Genomic DNA, 17,938 nt, shown 5'->3' with positions numbered 1-17,938 from the left:
CCCGCAGTGAGACGGTTGGGATTGAACCTTGATTGACACGTATGCCCGTTATATCTGGTGCGTATGAGACTCAATGTGGCCCAAGAACAGAATCTGGAAGATCGCGCGCGTCTGCGTGAACGGTTCTTTGGGGCTGCCCGCACGGTCTTGGCCCGCCTATCGGCGGCCTAAGCCAACTCGCCAGCTATTTCTCATTACATACGGGAGAGGACCGATGTCCCCCAAAACACTCTATGACAAGATCTGGGATGCCCATGTCGCCCACGAGGCCGATGATGGCACCTGCCTGCTGTATATCGACCGCCATCTGGTTCACGAAGTGACCAGCCCACAGGCGTTCGAAGGCCTGCGCATGGCGGGCCGCAAGGTGCGCGCGCCAGAAAAAACCATCGCCGTGCCGGATCACAATGTACCGACCACGCCGGACCGTGTGAATGGTATCGAAAACCCGGAATCACGCATTCAGGTCGAGGCACTGGACAAGAACGCCAAGGATTTCGGCATTCACTATTACCCTGTGCACGACGTCCGTCAGGGCATTGTGCATATCGTCGGCCCCGAGCAGGGCTGGACCCTGCCCGGCATGACCGTTGTTTGCGGCGACAGCCACACGGCGACTCATGGTGCATTCGGCGCTCTGGCCCATGGCATCGGCACATCCGAGGTTGAACACGTTCTGGCCACCCAGACTCTGATCCAGAAGAAGTCCAAGAATATGAAGGTCGAAATCACCGGCAAACTGCAGCCGGGTGTGACCGCCAAAGATATCACTCTGGCTGTGATCGGCGAGACCGGTACTGCTGGCGGCACAGGTTATGTCATCGAGTATTGCGGCGAAGCGATCCGCGATCTTTCGATGGAAGGGCGCATGACCGTCTGTAACATGGCCATCGAAGGCGGTGCCCGCGCTGGCCTGATCGCACCGGATGAGACCACCTTTGAATATGTCAAAGGCCGCCCGCATGCCCCCAAAGGCGCGCAGTGGGAAGCCGCGATGGACTGGTGGAAGACGCTTTACACCGACGAAGATGCGCATTTCGATAAAGTCATCACGCTGCGTGGTGAAGATATCGCGCCAGTCGTCACTTGGGGCACCAGTCCCGAAGATGTGCTGCCGATCACCGCATCCGTACCACATCCCGAAGATTTCGAAGGCGGTAAAGTCGACGCGGCCCGCCGTTCGATCGAGTATATGGGCTTGGAAGCCGGTCAAAAGCTGAGCGATGTTGAAATCGACACCGTTTTCATCGGCTCTTGCACCAACGGTCGGATCGAAGACCTGCGCGCTGCGGCGGAAATCCTGAAAGGCAAGAAGATCAAGGACGGCATGCGCGCCATGGTCGTACCAGGCTCGGGCTTGGTGCGTGCACAGGCCGAAGAAGAAGGTTTGGCCGAGATCTTCAAAGATGCCGGTTTCGAGTGGCGTCTCGCGGGCTGTTCAATGTGTCTGGCGATGAACCCCGACCAGCTGCAACCGGGCGAGCGCTGTGCCGCGACTTCGAACCGCAACTTCGAAGGCCGTCAGGGTCGCGGTGGGCGTACCCATCTGCTGAGCCCCGCAATGGCTGCCGCTGCGGCAATCACAGGACGGCTGACAGACGTCCGTGAATTGATGTAAGAGTCTCTCATATCTAGATATTTGATGGAGAGACTAACATGAGTGATTGGGTCAAATGGCTACTGCTTGGACTTTTGTCCATAGCATTCGGGGTGTTCGTATTAGGCGCACCGGTCGTGGCGTCCGTTGCCGTAACAGTAGTAACCGGTGTGCTGCTATTGATTGCGGGCGGAATGCAGATCGTTGGTGGCTTCACGGTTGAAGGCACTGGCAACAAGATCCTGTCACTCATCATGGGTGCGGTCATGCTGTTTCTGGGCTGGTCCTTTCTGGATCACCCGCTGCAGGGCACGCTGACGCTGGCAACTGTGATGCTGATCCTGTTCATGGCAGGCGGCATCGCGCGGGTCATTCTGTCGTTCCAGATGAAAGGAACGCAGTTTTTCTGGCCCACGATGATCTCGGGCATCTTGTCGATCATCCTCGCCGGCATCATCTGGACCTATGTGGGCAAGGAACCGGCTGCTCTGCTGAGCATACTCGGGATCTTCCTGGGCATTGAGATGCTGTTCAACGGATTCGGATTGGTCTTCATGGCGTTCTTCGTCAAGAACGCACCCAAGGACGAAACAACAGAAGCGAAAGAAGCTTAAACGCGGAGCACGGGCGCGGCCCTACCCCGCAGGAGTGTAGAAATGGAAAAGTTCGAAAAAGTCCACGGGGTGGCCGCCCCAATGCCACTGATCAATATCGACACCGATATGATCATTCCCAAAGTGCACCTGAAAACCATCAAACGCTCTGGCCTGGGTGTCGTGCTGTTTGATGAGATGCGCTATCACGATCATGGCGGCGAGAACGAAGATTTCGTTCTGAACAAACCCGCTTATCGCAACACCGAGATTCTGGTGGCCGGCGACAATTTCGGTTGCGGCTCGTCGCGGGAACATGCGCCATGGGCGATCAAGGATTTCGGCATCAAGGTGGTGATCTCGACCAGCTTCGCCGACATCTTTTTCAACAACTGCTTCAAGAACGGCATCCTGCCCATCGTAGTCGAAGAAGAGCATCACGCGATTCTTATGGATGACGCGCACAAGGGTGAAAACGCCCGCATGACCGTGCATCTGGAAGATCAGCAGATTACCACTTCGGATGGCATGGTCATCGAGTTCGACATTGACCCACACCGCAAGCACTGCCTGCTGAACGGTCTGGACGATATTGGCCTGACGATGGAAAAAGACCATCACATCGACAAGTTCGAAGATCATGCGAGTCAGGCCCGCCCCTGGGTATAATTCTGGGGACGAATCTGTTGATACTCAACCTAACAGGGTCGCAAGCGCGGCCCTGTTCGCATTCTTGGGGCAAAAACCCAGAGCACCACAACATGTAGGTATCAATTTGAGATACACGTCGGATTTGCGTCGAAATTGATGCAATCCCGCACCAGTTGCGCCATCATTTTGCCCGAAATTGCGTGTTATTTGCTCATTGGCTTGAGCGAAATACCGCTTATCGGCAAAGTTGGCACCCATGAGGTAGCCGCCAACGAACGAGCGGTGAGCACAAGTTGGACGATAAGTCGGCACAGAATCGACTACGCCGGTTTGAAAAAGGGTTCGGATTGTGATTGCACGCACAACGGGGGCGGCGATACGTGGATTATTGGTAGCACTTATGGTGCTTACCCCTGCGTTGTACCTGCCTACATCGACGTCGAATGGGACTGAGATTGTCGTCTTTCTGGCGATCCTTGCGTTTATCCTGACTTTCTCGGAATACAACTCGGCCTTTCCAAGCTTTATCGAATTTCGTGACGCACCACCTGTGAACAGGCTGCGCTTTGTAGGTTTGATGTCGATGGTTACCTTCCTGACGCTGATCTGCAAAAACGCCTATGCCCCCTCGGAACTTACCGGCCTGTTTTATTCAGTTGGCCTGATGGTCGCGAATGTGGTGGATTTCCCCTACTCCCCCGTTCGTCTTGTGGTTCTGATGCTGCCCGCCGATGCCAGCCAGCCCCTCGTAGATTTGGTGCGTATCTCCGCCAGCGTCGCTTATGTCGCGGCCTTGGTTACCATCGCCAGCTTTGCCTATGCAGTAAAGCTTCGGGGATGGCCAACAGGCAACGGCGCGTTCAACGTCTGGACCAATCTGCCCCTGTTTGACCCAACCAAGGGTGGTGATGTGGTCACCCGTCTGCAGCGTGACGGGCGGCTCAACATCGCAATTGGGGCTTTGCTGCCTTTCCTGATTCCCGCCCTGATCAAACTGATGGCTGCTTTCATCACGCCGATCGCGCTCAGCAATCCGCAGACATTGATCTGGACCCTTTGCGCATGGGCATTCCTGCCTGCCAGCATGATCATGCGAGGCATGGCGACACTGCGCATTGCCGGCCTGATCGTTGAGAAGCGCCGCGCATACTCAACTTCCGAGTCAACTCAGATCGCATGATCCGACTGCTGGTTCTGTTGCTGTTGCCGTTTACGGCACAGGCAGAGACATTGCGCATCGCAAGTTTCAATACGGAACTCAGTCGCGAAGGTCCCGGCCTGCTGCTGCGTGATATTCGGCGGAACGACCCTCAGGTCGCTGCGGTGATCGAGGTGCTGATGACAACCCGTCCCGATATCGTCGCGCTGCAAGGCATCGATTGGGATTTAGACGGGCTTGCCCTTGCTGCGCTGGTCGAGGCGCTGAAAAGCAACGGCTTGGATTATCGATACAGTTATGCCGAGCAACCCAATTCCGGGATCGAAACCGCGTTGGATCTGGATGGGGACGGCGAGACGGGCGGCCCGGGCGATGCACAAGGCTGGGGGCGGTTCACCGGCCAGAATGGGCTGGCAGTGCTGTCCCGCTATCCTATCGCTAACGATCAAGTGCGGTCATTCACCCAGTTGCGGTGGCGCGACTTGCCGAATGCCCAGCTGCCAGCCGAGGATGGAGAGCCCTTCCCATCACCACAAGCGCAGGCTGTTCAGCGGCTGTCTTCTACATCGCATTGGGTCGTTCCGGTCGACACCCCGAGTGGTCGCCTAAACCTGATGACGTTTCACGCCAGCCCGCCTGTCTTTGATGGACCTGAAGATCGGAACGGACTGCGCAACCGGGATGAAATTCGGCTCTGGTCGCTTTTGCTGAACGGTGATCTGGGTAAGAAACCTATGGAGCGTTTTGTCATCGCAGGTGATGCGAACCAGGATCCTTACAAAGGCGAGGGTCGCAAATCGGCAATCCGTGATCTTCTGGCCAATCCGCAACTGCAGGATCCGATGCCTGTTGACCCTGCGGGGTCAACTTCAACAGTTTTGTGGAAGGGCGTTGGCGAGATGAGAGTGGATTATGTCCTGCCTTCCGCGGATTGGCGCGTGCACGATGCGGGCATCTACTGGCCGGAACCTGCATCCCGTGACGCGGCTGTTGCCGCAAGCCGTCACCGGCTTGTCTGGGTCGATCTGATCGACAATTAGACCACGGTCATGACCGCAACGCTGTGCCCATTCGTTGGGGAGATTCAGCAGACACGGGTGCGGGAACGGCGTTCCTCAACGCCTCGCTCAGATCAGTCTGTGTAAATTCCTGCAGCAGCGCATCAAAGAAGTGCTCGTCCAGCCGGTGCGGTGTGTCCCACAGATACCTCATCTCAAGCAAATGCGGTGCCATCCGCCAGAACGGGCGGGCCAGTTGCAGGGGCCACCACGCCATCTGTTTAAGGGTAAGCTCACGCCCCACAACCTGCGAAAGCGCCAATGCCATTTCATTGCCGGTCAAGGTGTATCCAGCATAGGGGACATCGCAGAAACGCGGTAGCAGGTTGCGCATTTCTGCCAATTCCACAGCAGCGCGAGTTAAATCGGGCAGATAGGCCCAAGCATGCTCGATATCCGGATTGCCGGGATACACAAAGCGCCCGCGCCGCAAGTGTTTGATGAGAATCTGATCGAACCAATTGCCAGAAGCCGTGGTATCTATGAAATCACCTGCCCGCAACATGATGGTCCGAACCGACGAGGCACGATAAGCCTCTTCCATCTCGATCCGAATGCGTCCCAGCGGATTTCGCGCAAGATGCGGTGTCCTGGTAGACCAGGGGCCGGGCGTATCCGCACCGAAAACATAAACGTTCCCCGGGACAATGACCGTCAAGTCACGCTCTGATGCAGCGGCGATTACCTGACGATGCAACTCTGGCACCTGCTCCGCCCAGTCGGGGTAAAGCGGGTTCCAGGCGTTCACGATGACGTCTACTCCATGTAGCGCCGCGCGCAATTCCTCCCTGCGTCGATCAAACTTTTGCACAATCCATCCCGCATCCGAAAAAGCTCTTGCAGCGTTGCGTCCAAATCGACCGGTGGCCCCGAGAATAAGTACCGTTTGTGGCATTGATCCCTCCGTTCCGGATCAATCTATTCATTCACGATGTTTTGGAAATTGCGAAAAATCGCAGATTATGTATTCGTTTTTGAATGGCTAAAACACTCCAACTATCCGACTGGTCCTTAGTTCAAAGCTTTCTGGCGGTTGCCGAAACCGGCTCACTATCCGCAGCCGCAAAGCAACTGGGTCGCAGCCAGCCGACGCTTGGTCGTCAGGTGCATGCGCTGGAAGAAGAATTGGGGGTCTCGCTGTTTGATCGTCACGCGCGTGGACTGACGCTCAGCGAGGTGGGGCAGCAAGTGCTGCCAATGGCGCAGCAGATGTACAGCGCAGTCAATGCCCTGGGGCTGACGGCAGCGGGTCAGGCGCAACAGCTGGAAGGGTCGGTCAGGATCACCGCTTCGGTATTTGTATCGCATCACCTGTTGCCGCCGATACTTGCCGCAATCCGTGAGGCAGAACCGGCGATTCAGCTTGATCTGGTCGCCTCGGATGCCAGCGAAAACTTGCTGTTCCGCGAGGCCGATATTGCCGTGCGCATGTATCGGCCCGAACAGGTCGACATCGTGGCAAAGCATATCGGCGAGGTGCCGTTATGTTTCTGCGCCGCCCAAAGCTATCTGGATCGTGCGGGGCGACCAACAACGCCGACAGAGCTGATGCAGCACGACCTTGTGGGATTTGACACCAATGAAGACATTATCACCGCTATGCGGAACAAGGGCTGGCCTGCCAGCCGGGACAGCTTTGCCACGCGATGCGACAACCAGACTGCCTATTGGGAATTGATCCGCGCAGGGTGTGGGGTGGGCTTCAGCCAACTCAGCATCGCGCAGTCCGATCCTCTGGTCGAAGTGCTAGATATTGATGTCGAGATACCGGTGCTGCCGGTCTGGCTGGCTGCCCCTCAGGCGATGCGACAGACCCCGCGCATTCGCAGAGTCTGGGATTTACTGGCCGACGGGTTGAAGGCCCGGCTTTAAAACCGCCTACAGCGCGCCGGTATAGGTGCCGCGCGCAGGATAGTTATTGGCCAAGGTGAATTTCAAACCGCCGACGATGTCCGACATCGGCGGCCGCGCAAAAGGCGTTGTCTGCTGCCAGACGTAATAGAGGGTCTGATCAGGTTTGATATAGAAATGTCCTGGCTCAGCGAACAACGCTGGCTCGGCACTACCTTCACGAGCCACCGAGATGTTCAGGCCCCAGACATCCCGCGCGTCGGCCATGGACAGGCCGTATCCTACGCGCAGCTTCGACACTCCGGCCTTCTCAACCGTCTCGGCCGCACGTTCGCCGGTATCCGTGGTGATCATGATCACCTCAATCCCCAGCTCGGCGAATTCATCCAGCGCAGCCTCGACCTCACCCATTTGGCGAACGCAGATCGGGCAATGCAGACCGCGATACTGAATCACCAGCGTTCCGTTTTCGCCAGTGTCGCGCTCAAGATCAAAGGTGCCATGGCTTACTGTTTCGATTTTTAGCGATGGGGCCGGATTTCCGGGTGTCAGCATGTGGTTTCCTCGTGATTTGATGGGTTCGTCTCATTGACCCGATGCGCCGCAAACGCTAGGGCCTGTGCGACAAAACGCAAGGAGACTGTCGATGTCCAACCCCTCGCTCCTCATCCTGCCCGGAGACGGAATTGGCCCGGAAGTTATGGCCGAAGTGCGCAAAATCATCGATTGGTTCGGCGCCAATCGCGGTCTTCAATTTGACGTGAGCGAGGATCTGGTCGGCGGCGCTGCCTATGATGCGCACGGGAAGCCCCTATCGGATGAGACCATGGCCAAGGCACAAGACGTCGACGCCGTGCTGCTGGGGGCTGTTGGCGGCCCTAAGTATGACGATCTGGATTTCAGCCTGAAACCCGAACGCGGACTGCTGCGTTTGCGCAAGGAAATGGACCTGTATTCCAACCTGCGCCCAGCTCAGTGCTTCGACGCGCTGGCGGATTTCTCGTCGCTGAAGAAGGATGTGGTCGCTGGCCTCGACATCATGATTGTGCGCGAGCTGACATCTGGCGTGTATTTCGGTGAACCGCGCGGCATCTTTGAAGAAGGCAATGAGCGCGTTGGCATCAACACCCAGCGCTACACCGAATCCGAGATCGAACGCGCCGCACGTTCCGCGTTTGAGTTGGCGATGCGCCGGAACAAGAAACTGTGCTCGATGGAAAAAGCCAATGTGATGGAATCGGGTATTCTTTGGCGCGAGGTCGTGACACGTGTCGGACAGGAATACCCCGAGGTCGAGCTGTCACACATGTATGCAGACAACGGCGCGATGCAGCTTGTGCGCGCGCCCAAACAGTTTGACGTGATCGTCACCGACAACCTGTTTGGAGATGTACTATCCGATTGCGCAGCGATGCTGACCGGGTCTTTGGGCATGCTACCGTCTGCCTCGCTGGGCGCACCGATGGCGAATGGCCGCCCTAAGGCCATGTATGAACCCGTTCATGGCTCGGCCCCGGACATTACAGGTCAAGGCAAGGCCAACCCAATTGCGTGTATCCTCAGCTTCGCCATGGCACTGCGCTACAGCTTTGACCAGGGCGACGAAGCGGATCGTCTGGAAACCGCGATCGAGAAGGTTCTGGCCGACGGCGTTCGCACGGCTGACCTGCTGGCTGAAGAAGGGGTTGAGCCGGTTTCGACCAGCGAAATGGGTGATGCAATTCTGGCAGCGCTAGACGAAAGCGTCTGATCTTACGATCATTCAGACATCAAAGGCGGTGCCCAGCGCACCGCCTTTTTTTTGTTGGTCAGTTTCCGAAGATGTTGTTCAGTAGGTTGTTGATCGCACGGTCCAAACCGGTTTGATTCTTACGGCGCTGTTGCTGCGGCTGCGCGGTTCTGACCGGTGGGTCCGGCGCCAGCATGGGCAACGGCGTGGGCGTCATCCCTTCTGTCACGCGCAGCATGGTCTCTTTCCATATCTCCGCCGGCAAGCCTCCACCCGTGACACCTGACAACGGCGTATTATCATCATACCCCATCCAAACGCCCGTAACGTAGTCCGCGGTAAATCCGATAAACCAGGCATCCCGCGCGGCCTGGGTCGTGCCGGTCTTGCCCGCCACCTGCCAGCCCGGCAGCTTCGCGCGCCCACCCGTACCTTCAGAGACCACACGCTCCATCATCCAGGTCAGTTGTTTGGCGGCCTTGTCGTTGATGACGCGTTCACCGATACCGGTTGTCGTGATCATAACTGGATCGGTCTCACCAAGCAGCTTCAACTCGGTCAGACCATAGGGTTCCACCGCTGAACCGCCGTTCAGGATACCGGCGTAAGCGCCCGTCATCTCTATCAGCGTGCTTTCCGATGCGCCGAGCGCCAGCGCGAGTCCCTCGGCCAGATCACTTGAAAGGCCGAAACCACTGGCAACCGTGCGCACGTTATCCAGCCCCGAGATATCCGCCACTTTGACTGCGGGAATATTCAACGAGTTCTTCAACGCATCTGCTAATGTCACCCGGCCATAGAACTTATTGGTGTAGTTCTTCGGGCACCACTGACCTGAACCTGCGATGTTCCAGCAAGTTGGTTCATCCATCACCGTGTCCAGCGGTGAATATCCCAACTCCAAGGCCGTCGCATAGACAAACGGTTTGAACGACGAACCCGTTTGACGCAGAGCCTGCGTAGCCCGGTTGAACGCCCCCGAAACACGAGTCTTGCGCCCACCGACCATACCTCGAACCGCGCCATCCGCTGACATCACCACAATAGCGGCCTGCGCTTTGGACCCTTCGCGCACTTTCTCCTGGAAGATGAATTTAAGCGCCTCTTCCGCCGACGTTTGAATGCGCTGATCCAGTGTGGTTCGGATCACTACGTCCTCGGTTGTGTTACGTGTGAAAAACTCAGGCCCGCTGGCCATGACCCAATCGGCAAAGTAACCACCAGCACGCGCGGCAGCGGCCTCGGACAACTGCGCCGGACGGCTGCGGGCCTCGCTGGCCTGCGCGCTGCTCAGATAGCCCTGAGTCTCCATTAGCCCAACCACCAAACGTGCCCGATCTTGTGAACGTTGCAGGTTGTTCGTTGGCGCATAGCGTGTCGGGGCCACCAATAGACCTGCCAGCATTGCCGCCTCGGCCGGAGACACTTCGGCTGCCGAAATACCGAAATACCGCTGGCTGGCGGCCTCGAAGCCGCGGGCTCCCGCACCGAGGAAGGCGCGGTTCAGATAGATCGTCAGAATTTCATCCTTGGAGTATTTGACCTCCATCGCAATGGCATAAACTGCCTCTTTCGCCTTGCGCCATAGCGAACCCTGACGGCAATCGGCTTCATATGCAGCCTCAGACTCCCATTCGCTGGGCTCATAAGGCACACCCAGGCATAGAAGTTTCGCGGTTTGCTGGGTGATCGTTGAACCACCGTGACCAGACAGCGGTCCACGTCCTTCGCTCAGGTTGATGCGTACCGCGCTGGCGACACCGCGCGGGCTGACGCCGAAATGGCGGTAGAACCGTTTATCCTCGGTTGCAATCACGGCGTTCTTGAGATGCGGCGAAACTGTATCCGCCGTAATCACGCCGCCAAACTGATCGCCGCGCCAGGCAAAGACCTTGCCGTCGCGATCCAGCAAGGTCACCGAACCACGTGCCCGCCCATCAAGCAGGGCATCGACATCCGGCAATGAGGTGTAAACAACACCCACCGCCAGCGCCAACAGCAACCCCGCCACTGCGCCGACCCTCCAAGTGATCCCCCAAATTATGCGCCAGAGCCAGCGGAACAGCCGGCGGAAAATGCCACCGCCCTTCCCACCAGAACTGCGCCGCGTTTTCTTCCGCGCCGTTTTGCGCGGAGCGGCTTTTCGGGCCGTCGACTTCTTACCAGCAGGTTTTGCAACCCGCTTGGTCGCCGTAGGTTTTCGACCTTTGGACGGGTACCTTTTATCCGCGACAAGGCGCGATTTGCGACGGTTGGACTCAGTCATGCTCAAACTCTGCCCGGTTATGCTTTTGGGGCACCATACCCCGCCGGAACGGCCATGTAGAGGTGTGAAATACCCGTATTTCCCCTCACAAGTTTGCCTATATTTTCACCAAATAGTGTGTTTTGTGCAAAAATTGTGCATAATTGCTGATTTTTTACCCTCATTTACCCCCCGAAAACGTTCCATCTGAACCTCCGTCGCGCATTTTTCTGCAGGTGCAAAATACCGGGCCGCCCGGAGTAGTAGAGGGGAAAGACGTGAAACTGATCATTGCGACAATCAAACCGTTCAAGCTTGAGGAGGTGCGCGAAGCGCTGACCAATGCAGGCGTGCGCGGCATGATGGTGACTGAGATCAAAGGGTTTGGCTCGCAATCGGGTCACACCGAGATTTATCGCGGTGCCGAATACGCCGTGAATTTCGTTCCCAAGATCAAGCTTGAGATCGTGGTGCCCGCCACCATGGCCGACCAGATCGTCGAAACCATCACCACAACCGCCAAGACCGGCAAGATCGGTGACGGCAAGATTTTCGTCCTCGATGTCGAGCAAGCCCTGCGCGTGCGGACCGGGGAAACCAACGAAGAGGCGCTTTAAGCGCGCTTACTCACAATCACTCGAGGACTAACAATGAACCTGATGAAATCTCTCATCCCTGCCGCTGCGATCGTCGCACTGCCGCAGATGGGTCTTGCGCAAGAGGCCGCTACCGGAGAGCCCGCGCAACACACCCAATATATCTTCACCACGCTGCTGTTCCTGATGGGCGGTTTCCTGGTGTTCTTCATGGCTGCAGGCTTTGCCATGCTCGAAGGCGGGCTGGTGCGGTCCAAGAACGTCGCGATGCAGATGACCAAAAACATCGCACTGTTTTCGATCGCCGCGATCATGTACTGGCTGATCGGCTTCAACCTGATGTACCCCGGTGATGGTTGGACCATTTCTGGCTGGCTGGGCCCGTTCTTCTCGACCACCGTGCTTGACCCAGTGGGTGTCGGTGCAGATGCTGCGGCGCTTGACTACGCCTCAATCGGTTCGGATTTCTTCTTCCAACTGGTCTTTGTCGCAGCGACCGCCTCGATCGTGTCCGGTGCGGTGGCTGAACGGATCAAATTGTGGCCCTTTCTTGCCTTCGTTGTTGTCCTAACCGGCATCATGTACCCGATCTCGGGCTCGTGGCAGTGGGGTGGTGGTTGGCTGTCCGAAGCAGGCTTCTCGGACTTCGCTGGTTCGACCATCGTGCACTCGGTCGGTGGCTGGGCGGCTCTGGCAGGTGCTCTCATCCTTGGGCCGCGTATCGGTAAGTACAAGGACGGTAAAGTGCACCCGATGCCTGGTTCGAACCTGGCTCTGGCCACTCTGGGTACCTTTATCCTGTGGCTGGGTTGGTTCGGCTTCAACGGTGGTTCGCAGCTGGCGATGGGCACTGTAGGAGATGTCTCGGACGTATCGCGCATCTTTGCCAACACCAACATGGCTGCTGCATCCGGTGCCGTTGCCGCCCTTATCATGACACAGCTGCTGTACAAAAAGCCCGACCTGACCATGGTGCTGAACGGCGCGCTGGCGGGATTGGTGTCGATCACTGCTGAGCCGCTGGCCCCAACCCTGTTCGGCGCTCTGTGGATCGGTGCTGTGGGCGGTATCATCGTGGTCTTCGCGGTTCCGATGCTGGACAAGTTCAAGATCGACGACGTAGTCGGCGCCATCCCGGTCCACCTGTTCGCTGGCATCTGGGGCACCATCGCCGTGATCTTCTATGGCGAAGCCAGCCTGATCACTCAGCTGACCGGGATCATTGCTTATGGTGTCTTCACCTTTGGTGCTGCTCTTATCCTATGGTCGATCCTGAAGGCCACCGTAGGTATCCGTGTTAGCGAAGAGGACGAGATCAACGGCCTCGACATGGCTGAACTGGGTATGGAAGCGTATCCGGAATTCTCCAAGGGCTAATAGCCAACCAAGTAAAAACAAAAAAAACCCGGGCGTTCGCGCCCGGGTTTTCCTTCATTCAAAGATATCGCTCAGACGCCGACATCTACAATCGCCTGCGCCAGAATGGGCACAGTATTGGCGTTCAAACCAGCGATGTTCAGGCGGCTGTCACCGACCATGTAAATGCCGTGATCGGCACGCAGCTTTTCAACCAGTTCTGGCGCGGCACCCAGTCGCGAAAACATGCCGCGATGCTGGGCGATAAATCCAAATCGATCCGATCCACTAAGGCTCTGCAGCTCATCAGCCAGTTGCTGACGCAGGCCCAGCATGGAAAGGCGGACATCTTCCAATTCGGTCGCCCAATCTGCCCGCAGAGCATCGTCATTCAGGATCGTCGTCACCACCCGCGCGCCGTGATCAGGCGGGAATGAGTAGTTCTGGCGGTTCAAAAATGCCAGCGTAGACTGGTTCAGTGCAGTCTGTGCCGGATCGTCACTGATCGCCATCAGCAGGCCGGTGCGTTCACGGTAGACGCCGAAGTTCTTCGAACAAGACGCCGCGATCAGGCAGCGCTTCACTGACGATGCTACCAGACGGGTTGCCTGCGCATCTTCTTCCAGACCGTCGCCAAAGCCCTGATAGGCGATGTCGATCATTGCGACGAGGCCACGCGTGTTGATCAGGTTCACGACCTCTTGCCATTGCACCATATTTAAGTTGGCACCCGTTGGGTTGTGGCAACAGCCGTGCAGAAGAACCACGTCGCCTGCATTGGCAGTTTTCAGGTCCTCGATCATACCGTCGAAATCGACGCCACGCGATTCTCCGTCGAAATAACGGTATTGGACTGTCTCGATCCCTAGATAGTTCAGGATCGACAAATGGTTTGGCCATGTGGGGTTCGACACGAAAACACGCGCGGTGGGGTTGGCCATACGGATCATCTCAAACGCCTGACGACAGGCTCCGGTACCACCGGGGGTGGCTACGGCTGCAATGTTGCCACGCGGGACAGAAGTTCCGAGGATCAAGTCGATCATCGCGTCCGCAAAGGCTGGATCACCAGCCAGACCGGTATAAGCCTTGCTCTCCTGCTCTTCGAGAATACGCTTTTCAGCTGCTTTCACCGCGCGCATCACCGGAGTGACCCCCTCGGCGTTCTTGTAGACACCAACGCCCAGATCGATCTTCTGATCACGTGGGTCGTCGCGGTACATCTGCATCAACGCCAGAATCTTGTCTGCTGGCTGCGGTTTAAGGTTCTCGAACATCAGTTCTCTCCGGTTGCGACGGGCAGGGTTGGGAAGGCACCCCATTCAGCCCAGGAGCCGTCATATAGCGCGTGGTCTTTCTTGCCCATGCGTTCCAAGGCAAGGCTGAGAATTGCGGCAGTCACACCAGAGCCACAGGATGTGATCGCGGGTTTCGATAAGTCGACGCTGGCATCTTCGAAAACCGCGCGGCAGTCCTCGGGCGACTTCATCGTGCCATTCTTGTTCAACAGCATTCCAAAAGGCACGTTGCGCGAGCCTGGGATATGACCCGAGCGCAACCCCTCGCGCGGTTCAGCTTCGGTCCCGACGAAACGGGCCGCCGAGCGGGCATCGATGATCTCGTGATCCGCAAGCTTCGCGGCTGATGAAACTTGCGTCACATCGCGGACAAGGTGGTTCTGAACCCGCACCGTCATATGACGGTCGCGAATAATGGGGGGCAGGTCTTCGATCTCGCGCCCTTCGGACTGCCATTTTGGCAGTCCACCATCCAGAACGGCAATATTGTCCTGTCCCATCAGACGGAACAACCACCAGACCCGCGCCGCCGACATCAGCCCCGCACCGTCATAGACCACGACCTGATGGCCATCGCCAACGCCCATCGCGCGCAGGCGCGACATGAACTTCTCGACCGGAGGTGCCATATGCGGCAAGTCGGAACGATGGTCGGATATCTCATCAATATCAAAGAACCGCGCACCAGGGATGTGGGCAGCGTCATACTCTGCCTTGGCGTCTCGCGCTTGCTGCGGCAGGTACCACGACCCATCCAGAATCCTTAGATCCGGATCCTTGAGATGTGCGGCAAGCCATTCGGTAGAAACGAGGGTTTTTGGATCGTCCTGCATCTATGCCTCCCCTAAGCGAGCTTGGGTTTTCCCTATACTTGGCAGGATGCAGGTTCAAGGCTGGATAGCGCTAGCGTCCCGACCACACTGGATTTATCGCAAACGACGCAGGCGATAATACTGGATGATCCCAATAACGCTGATGATAATCCAGAAGCCTTCGATCAGCATGGACGCAAGATTGAAGTTCTGCAGCAGTGAGAACACGATCAGCACCGAACCGATAAGATTCACCAGCGGAAAGGCCAGATCCTCCGAGTTCATCACTCGCATCTGGGTCGCAAAATATGCCGCAACAACGATCAAAGCCCCGAATGAGCCGATGGCATCGACGACGGTCAAACTGTCCAGTAGTGCGGTCATTGTATGGGGCTTTCCTATTCTGAAACTTCCGCTGGTTGCGAATAGTGGTGCATATTTAGAAAAGCAGCTCCCTGATCACCAGCGCGGTATCCATGCGGCACATCCGCAGAAAATCGCAATCCTTGACCGGATTGCAGCGGAACCCAGTTTCCATTTCGCAGCACGTCCAAAGCTCCGCTCAGAACAAAAACCTCTTCGGTTACGCCTGCTGCATGGGCCGGAGATTCGTGGCTTTGATTGGGTGACAACTCGACATGAAATGTTTCGGCCCCCAATGCGGGATCAAAGGGAAAGACAATCTTGACTTCGATGCTTCCTGGAAATCTCACGGTACTGAACACATCGGCATCTGTCGTGTCACGCATTGCAGCAGTACCAATCAAAGCACTCAGCGGGAGCTGGAAACCCTTCGCGATCTTCCACAGGGTCGCGATGGTCGGGCTTGATTCGCCACGCTCGATCTGGCCCAGCATAGCTTTGCTGACCCCGGTGAGTTCCGCGACTTTTGACAGGCTCAGCCCGGATGCCGCCCGCACATCCCTTAGTTTCAGCGTTAGTTCGTCCGATTCCATAGCCGCGCCCTGCGATTTGTCTTGTGCGTTATAACGTACATATGATACGTGCGCTATAACGTACACACCCAATATCGCAGTTTGGGCAATAGGGATACAGCATCATGCCAATGTACCGATCCAGAACCTCCACCCATGGCCGCAACATGGCCGGTGCTCGCGGCCTGTGGCGCGCCACCGGTATGGGAGACGACGATTTCGGCAAACCGATCATCGCCATCGTCAACTCATTCACCCAGTTTGTACCCGGTCACGTCCACCTGAAGGACCTGGGACAGATGGTTGCGCGTGAGGTTGAGGCCGCTGGCGGTGTCGCCAAAGAGTTCAACACCATTGCGGTCGATGACGGCATCGCCATGGGCCATGACGGGATGCTGTATTCGCTGCCCTCGCGTGAGGTGATTGCGGATTCTGTTGAATACATGGTTAACGCCCACTGCGCGGACGCTATGGTCTGTATCTCGAACTGCGACAAGATCACGCCCGGCATGTTGATGGCGGCCATGCGTCTGAACATCCCTGCGATCTTTGTCTCGGGTGGACCTATGGAGGCGGGCAAGATCGACATCGCCGATCTGGACGCCAAGAAGATCGACCTTGTCGACGCCATGGTTGCCGCAGCGGATGATCGATTTACCGATGAACAGGTTCAACACATCGAGGAAAACGCCTGCCCTACCTGCGGGTCGTGTTCGGGCATGTTTACCGCGAATTCGATGAACTGTTTGGCCGAAGCACTGGGACTGGCGCTGCCAGGAAATGGCTCAACTCTAGCCACCCATGCCGACCGGAAAGAGCTGTTCCTAGAGGCCGGTCGCCGCATCGTCGAGATCACCAAGCGCCACTATGATCTGGACGAGAAAGGCTTCCTGCCGCGTGAAATCGCCACGTTCGACGCGTTCGAAAATGCCATGAGCTTGGATATCGCAATGGGTGGATCGACCAACACGGTACTGCACTTGTTGGCGATCGCGCACGAGGGCGAAGTGCACTTCACCATGACTGATATGGATCGCCTGAGCCGCCAAGTGCCCTGTTTGTGCAAAGTCGCGCCCAACATCGAAAACGTGCACATGGAAGACGTCCATCGCGCTGGCGGCATCTTCTCGATCCTCGGTGAACTCAGCCGCGCAGGCTTGCTGCATGAGGATTGCCATACAGTGCATTCGGGCACCATGGGCGAAGCAATTGCCAACTGGGACATCAAAGTCGCCAACAACCCGAAGGCTCAGGACCTATTCAAAGCGGCGCCCGGCGGCGTGCGTACTACACAAGCCTTCAGCCAGTCGAACCGCTACAAGGAGCTAGACACTGACCGCGAAGGCGGCGTGATCCGTTCGAAAGAACATGCATTCAGCCAGGATGGCGGTCTGGCGGTATTGTTCGGCAACATTGCGCGCGACGGCTGTATCGTGAAAACTGCGGGTGTGGATGAGAACATCCTGAAATTCACAGGCTCAGCTTATGTCTGCGAAAGCCAGGACCAGGCTGTCAATGACATCCTGACCGGCAAGGTCAAGGAAGGTGACGTGGTGGTGATCCGCTACGAAGGCCCGCGTGGTGGGCCGGGAATGCAGGAAATGCTGTATCCGACTTCGTATCTGAAATCCAAGGGACTGGGCAAAGCCTGCGCGCTGCTGACTGACGGTCGTTTCTCGGGTGGCACCTCGGGCTTATCAATCGGCCACGTCTCGCCCGAAGCAGCGGAAGGTGGTGAGATCGGTTTGGTGAAAACCGGCGACACGATCGAAATCGACATTCCCAACCGCAGCATCCATCTGGCGGTCTCCGACGAAGACCTGGCCGCGCGGCGCGAAGAGCAGGACGAGAAGGGCTGGCAGCCCGTTGCACCACGTAAGCGTAAAGTGTCCACCGCGCTAAAAGCCTATGCCAAATTGACGACCAGTGCCGCAAAAGGTGCCGTCCGTCAGGTCTAAGCACTGCGGGTGAGCGAACACTCCCGCACCCGATACATGGAATCGGCTGCGCCGATTCCACTTTCGGAATTTGGGCCCGGCGCCGCGCATTGCGCGGCGC

The 17,938-nt window shown here is 57.2% G+C and carries 18 protein-coding genes; 11 read left to right on the top strand and 7 right to left on the bottom strand.

Annotated elements, in window-relative coordinates:
- Positions 1–75 precede the first annotated feature (75 nt).
- The 6 genes from ACR0BI_RS14830 to ACR0BI_RS14805 all read left to right on the top strand — a co-directional run bounded on the left by ACR0BI_RS14830 (position 76) and on the right by ACR0BI_RS14805 (position 5,040).
- A complete protein-coding gene (locus ACR0BI_RS14830; RefSeq protein WP_260023663.1) occupies positions 76–171 on the top strand; it encodes an isopropylmalate isomerase in 96 nt (31 codons plus the stop codon).
- Between the two features lie 43 nt (positions 172–214).
- Entirely contained in the window at positions 215–1,618 is a 1,404-nt protein-coding gene (gene leuC / locus ACR0BI_RS14825; protein ID WP_170395174.1) for a 3-isopropylmalate dehydratase large subunit, read from the top strand.
- A 38-nt stretch (positions 1,619–1,656) separates the two neighbouring features.
- Positions 1,657–2,211, top strand: a complete 555-nt coding sequence (locus tag ACR0BI_RS14820; protein WP_170395171.1) for an HdeD family acid-resistance protein — start codon at positions 1,657–1,659, stop codon at positions 2,209–2,211.
- Positions 2,212–2,253: 42 nt separating this feature from the next.
- A complete protein-coding gene (gene leuD / locus ACR0BI_RS14815) occupies positions 2,254–2,859 on the top strand; it encodes a 3-isopropylmalate dehydratase small subunit (RefSeq protein ID WP_170395169.1) in 606 nt (201 codons plus the stop codon).
- Positions 2,860–3,190: 331 nt separating this feature from the next.
- Positions 3,191–4,021 (top strand): hypothetical protein, encoded by an 831-nt coding sequence (locus ACR0BI_RS14810; RefSeq protein WP_170395166.1) that lies wholly within the window; start codon positions 3,191–3,193, stop codon positions 4,019–4,021.
- Positions 4,018–5,040: an endonuclease/exonuclease/phosphatase family protein gene (locus ACR0BI_RS14805; RefSeq protein ID WP_480562688.1), complete on the top strand. Its 1,023-nt coding sequence runs from the start codon at positions 4,018–4,020 to the stop codon at positions 5,038–5,040. The genes ACR0BI_RS14810 and ACR0BI_RS14805 overlap by 4 nt, the downstream gene beginning before the upstream one ends.
- A 7-nt stretch (positions 5,041–5,047) precedes the next feature.
- On the opposite strand, the gene ACR0BI_RS14800 is transcribed toward ACR0BI_RS14805, so the two are convergent.
- Positions 5,048–5,953: a sugar nucleotide-binding protein gene (locus tag ACR0BI_RS14800; RefSeq protein ID WP_170515489.1), complete on the bottom strand. Its 906-nt coding sequence runs from the start codon at positions 5,951–5,953 to the stop codon at positions 5,048–5,050.
- A gap of 83 nt (positions 5,954–6,036) precedes the next feature.
- Here ACR0BI_RS14800 and ACR0BI_RS14795 point away from each other — a divergent pair, with 83 nt between their 5' ends.
- Positions 6,037–6,930 carry a LysR family transcriptional regulator gene (locus tag ACR0BI_RS14795; protein WP_170395159.1) on the top strand — a complete coding sequence of 298 codons (894 nt, stop codon included), beginning with the start codon at positions 6,037–6,039 and terminating at the stop codon, positions 6,928–6,930.
- A 6-nt stretch (positions 6,931–6,936) separates the two neighbouring features.
- Here ACR0BI_RS14795 and ACR0BI_RS14790 read toward each other — a convergent pair whose 3' ends face one another.
- A complete protein-coding gene (locus ACR0BI_RS14790) occupies positions 6,937–7,464 on the bottom strand; it encodes a redoxin domain-containing protein (RefSeq protein WP_170395157.1) in 528 nt (175 codons plus the stop codon).
- Positions 7,465–7,555: 91 nt separating this feature from the next.
- Here ACR0BI_RS14790 and leuB point away from each other — a divergent pair, with 91 nt between their 5' ends.
- Positions 7,556–8,659, top strand: a complete 1,104-nt coding sequence (leuB, locus tag ACR0BI_RS14785) for a 3-isopropylmalate dehydrogenase (RefSeq protein ID WP_170395155.1) — start codon at positions 7,556–7,558, stop codon at positions 8,657–8,659.
- Between the two features lie 58 nt (positions 8,660–8,717).
- Here leuB and ACR0BI_RS14780 read toward each other — a convergent pair whose 3' ends face one another.
- Positions 8,718–10,904 (bottom strand): PBP1A family penicillin-binding protein, encoded by a 2,187-nt coding sequence (locus tag ACR0BI_RS14780; protein ID WP_170567467.1) that lies wholly within the window; start codon positions 10,902–10,904, stop codon positions 8,718–8,720.
- 257 nt (positions 10,905–11,161) lie between these two features.
- On the opposite strand from ACR0BI_RS14780, the gene ACR0BI_RS14775 reads away from it, so the two are divergent.
- Both ACR0BI_RS14775 and ACR0BI_RS14770 read left to right on the top strand, forming a co-directional pair.
- Positions 11,162–11,500: a P-II family nitrogen regulator gene (locus ACR0BI_RS14775; protein WP_039541190.1), complete on the top strand. Its 339-nt coding sequence runs from the start codon at positions 11,162–11,164 to the stop codon at positions 11,498–11,500.
- A 33-nt stretch (positions 11,501–11,533) separates the two neighbouring features.
- Positions 11,534–12,856, top strand: a complete 1,323-nt coding sequence (locus ACR0BI_RS14770; RefSeq protein ID WP_170395150.1) for an ammonium transporter — start codon at positions 11,534–11,536, stop codon at positions 12,854–12,856.
- A 71-nt stretch (positions 12,857–12,927) separates the two neighbouring features.
- On the opposite strand, the gene ACR0BI_RS14765 is transcribed toward ACR0BI_RS14770, so the two are convergent.
- From ACR0BI_RS14765 to ACR0BI_RS14750, 4 genes are all read right to left on the bottom strand, one after another.
- A complete protein-coding gene (locus ACR0BI_RS14765) occupies positions 12,928–14,112 on the bottom strand; it encodes an amino acid aminotransferase (RefSeq protein WP_480562687.1) in 1,185 nt (394 codons plus the stop codon).
- Positions 14,112–14,966 (bottom strand): 3-mercaptopyruvate sulfurtransferase, encoded by an 855-nt coding sequence (sseA, locus tag ACR0BI_RS14760; RefSeq protein WP_480562686.1) that lies wholly within the window; start codon positions 14,964–14,966, stop codon positions 14,112–14,114. Before sseA ends, ACR0BI_RS14765 begins: the two co-directional genes overlap by 1 nt.
- Before the next feature lie 93 nt (positions 14,967–15,059).
- A complete protein-coding gene (locus ACR0BI_RS14755; protein WP_170395139.1) occupies positions 15,060–15,329 on the bottom strand; it encodes a CBU_0592 family membrane protein in 270 nt (89 codons plus the stop codon).
- 14 nt (positions 15,330–15,343) lie between these two features.
- Entirely contained in the window at positions 15,344–15,901 is a 558-nt protein-coding gene (locus ACR0BI_RS14750) for an XRE family transcriptional regulator (RefSeq protein WP_170395136.1), read from the bottom strand.
- A gap of 104 nt (positions 15,902–16,005) precedes the next feature.
- Here ACR0BI_RS14750 and ilvD point away from each other — a divergent pair, with 104 nt between their 5' ends.
- Positions 16,006–17,838, top strand: a complete 1,833-nt coding sequence (gene ilvD / locus ACR0BI_RS14745; RefSeq protein ID WP_170515512.1) for a dihydroxy-acid dehydratase — start codon at positions 16,006–16,008, stop codon at positions 17,836–17,838.
- Positions 17,839–17,938: the final 100 nt, after the last annotated feature.

It is taken from the genome of Ruegeria sp. E5 (assembly GCF_056534105.1).
Note: the sequence above shows the minus strand (reverse complement) of the source record. Positions and strands in the feature narration are given on the sequence as shown.

Bases quoted from the DNA above. Each gene is read 5' to 3' on its own strand.
- ACR0BI_RS14790 (WP_170395157.1), bottom strand. From the start codon at position 7,464: ATGCTGACACCCGGAAATCCGGCCCCATCGCTAAAAATCGAAACAGTA.
- leuB (WP_170395155.1), top strand. From the start codon at position 7,556: ATGTCCAACCCCTCGCTCCTCATCCTGCCCGGAGACGGAATTGGCCCG.
- ACR0BI_RS14765 (WP_480562687.1), bottom strand. From the start codon at position 14,112: ATGTTCGAGAACCTTAAACCGCAGCCAGCAGACAAGATTCTGGCGTTG.
- ACR0BI_RS14800 (WP_170515489.1), bottom strand. From the start codon at position 5,953: ATGCCACAAACGGTACTTATTCTCGGGGCCACCGGTCGATTTGGACGC.
- sseA (WP_480562686.1), bottom strand. From the start codon at position 14,966: ATGCAGGACGATCCAAAAACCCTCGTTTCTACCGAATGGCTTGCCGCA.
- ACR0BI_RS14780 (WP_170567467.1), bottom strand. From the start codon at position 10,904: ATGACTGAGTCCAACCGTCGCAAATCGCGCCTTGTCGCGGATAAAAGG.
- ACR0BI_RS14820 (WP_170395171.1), top strand. From the start codon at position 1,657: ATGAGTGATTGGGTCAAATGGCTACTGCTTGGACTTTTGTCCATAGCA.
- ACR0BI_RS14750 (WP_170395136.1), bottom strand. From the start codon at position 15,901: ATGGAATCGGACGAACTAACGCTGAAACTAAGGGATGTGCGGGCGGCA.
- ACR0BI_RS14805 (WP_480562688.1), top strand. From the start codon at position 4,018: ATGATCCGACTGCTGGTTCTGTTGCTGTTGCCGTTTACGGCACAGGCA.
- leuC (WP_170395174.1), top strand. From the start codon at position 215: ATGTCCCCCAAAACACTCTATGACAAGATCTGGGATGCCCATGTCGCC.
- ACR0BI_RS14755 (WP_170395139.1), bottom strand. From the start codon at position 15,329: ATGACCGCACTACTGGACAGTTTGACCGTCGTCGATGCCATCGGCTCA.
- ACR0BI_RS14795 (WP_170395159.1), top strand. From the start codon at position 6,037: ATGGCTAAAACACTCCAACTATCCGACTGGTCCTTAGTTCAAAGCTTT.
- leuD (WP_170395169.1), top strand. From the start codon at position 2,254: ATGGAAAAGTTCGAAAAAGTCCACGGGGTGGCCGCCCCAATGCCACTG.
- ilvD (WP_170515512.1), top strand. From the start codon at position 16,006: ATGCCAATGTACCGATCCAGAACCTCCACCCATGGCCGCAACATGGCC.
- ACR0BI_RS14770 (WP_170395150.1), top strand. From the start codon at position 11,534: ATGAACCTGATGAAATCTCTCATCCCTGCCGCTGCGATCGTCGCACTG.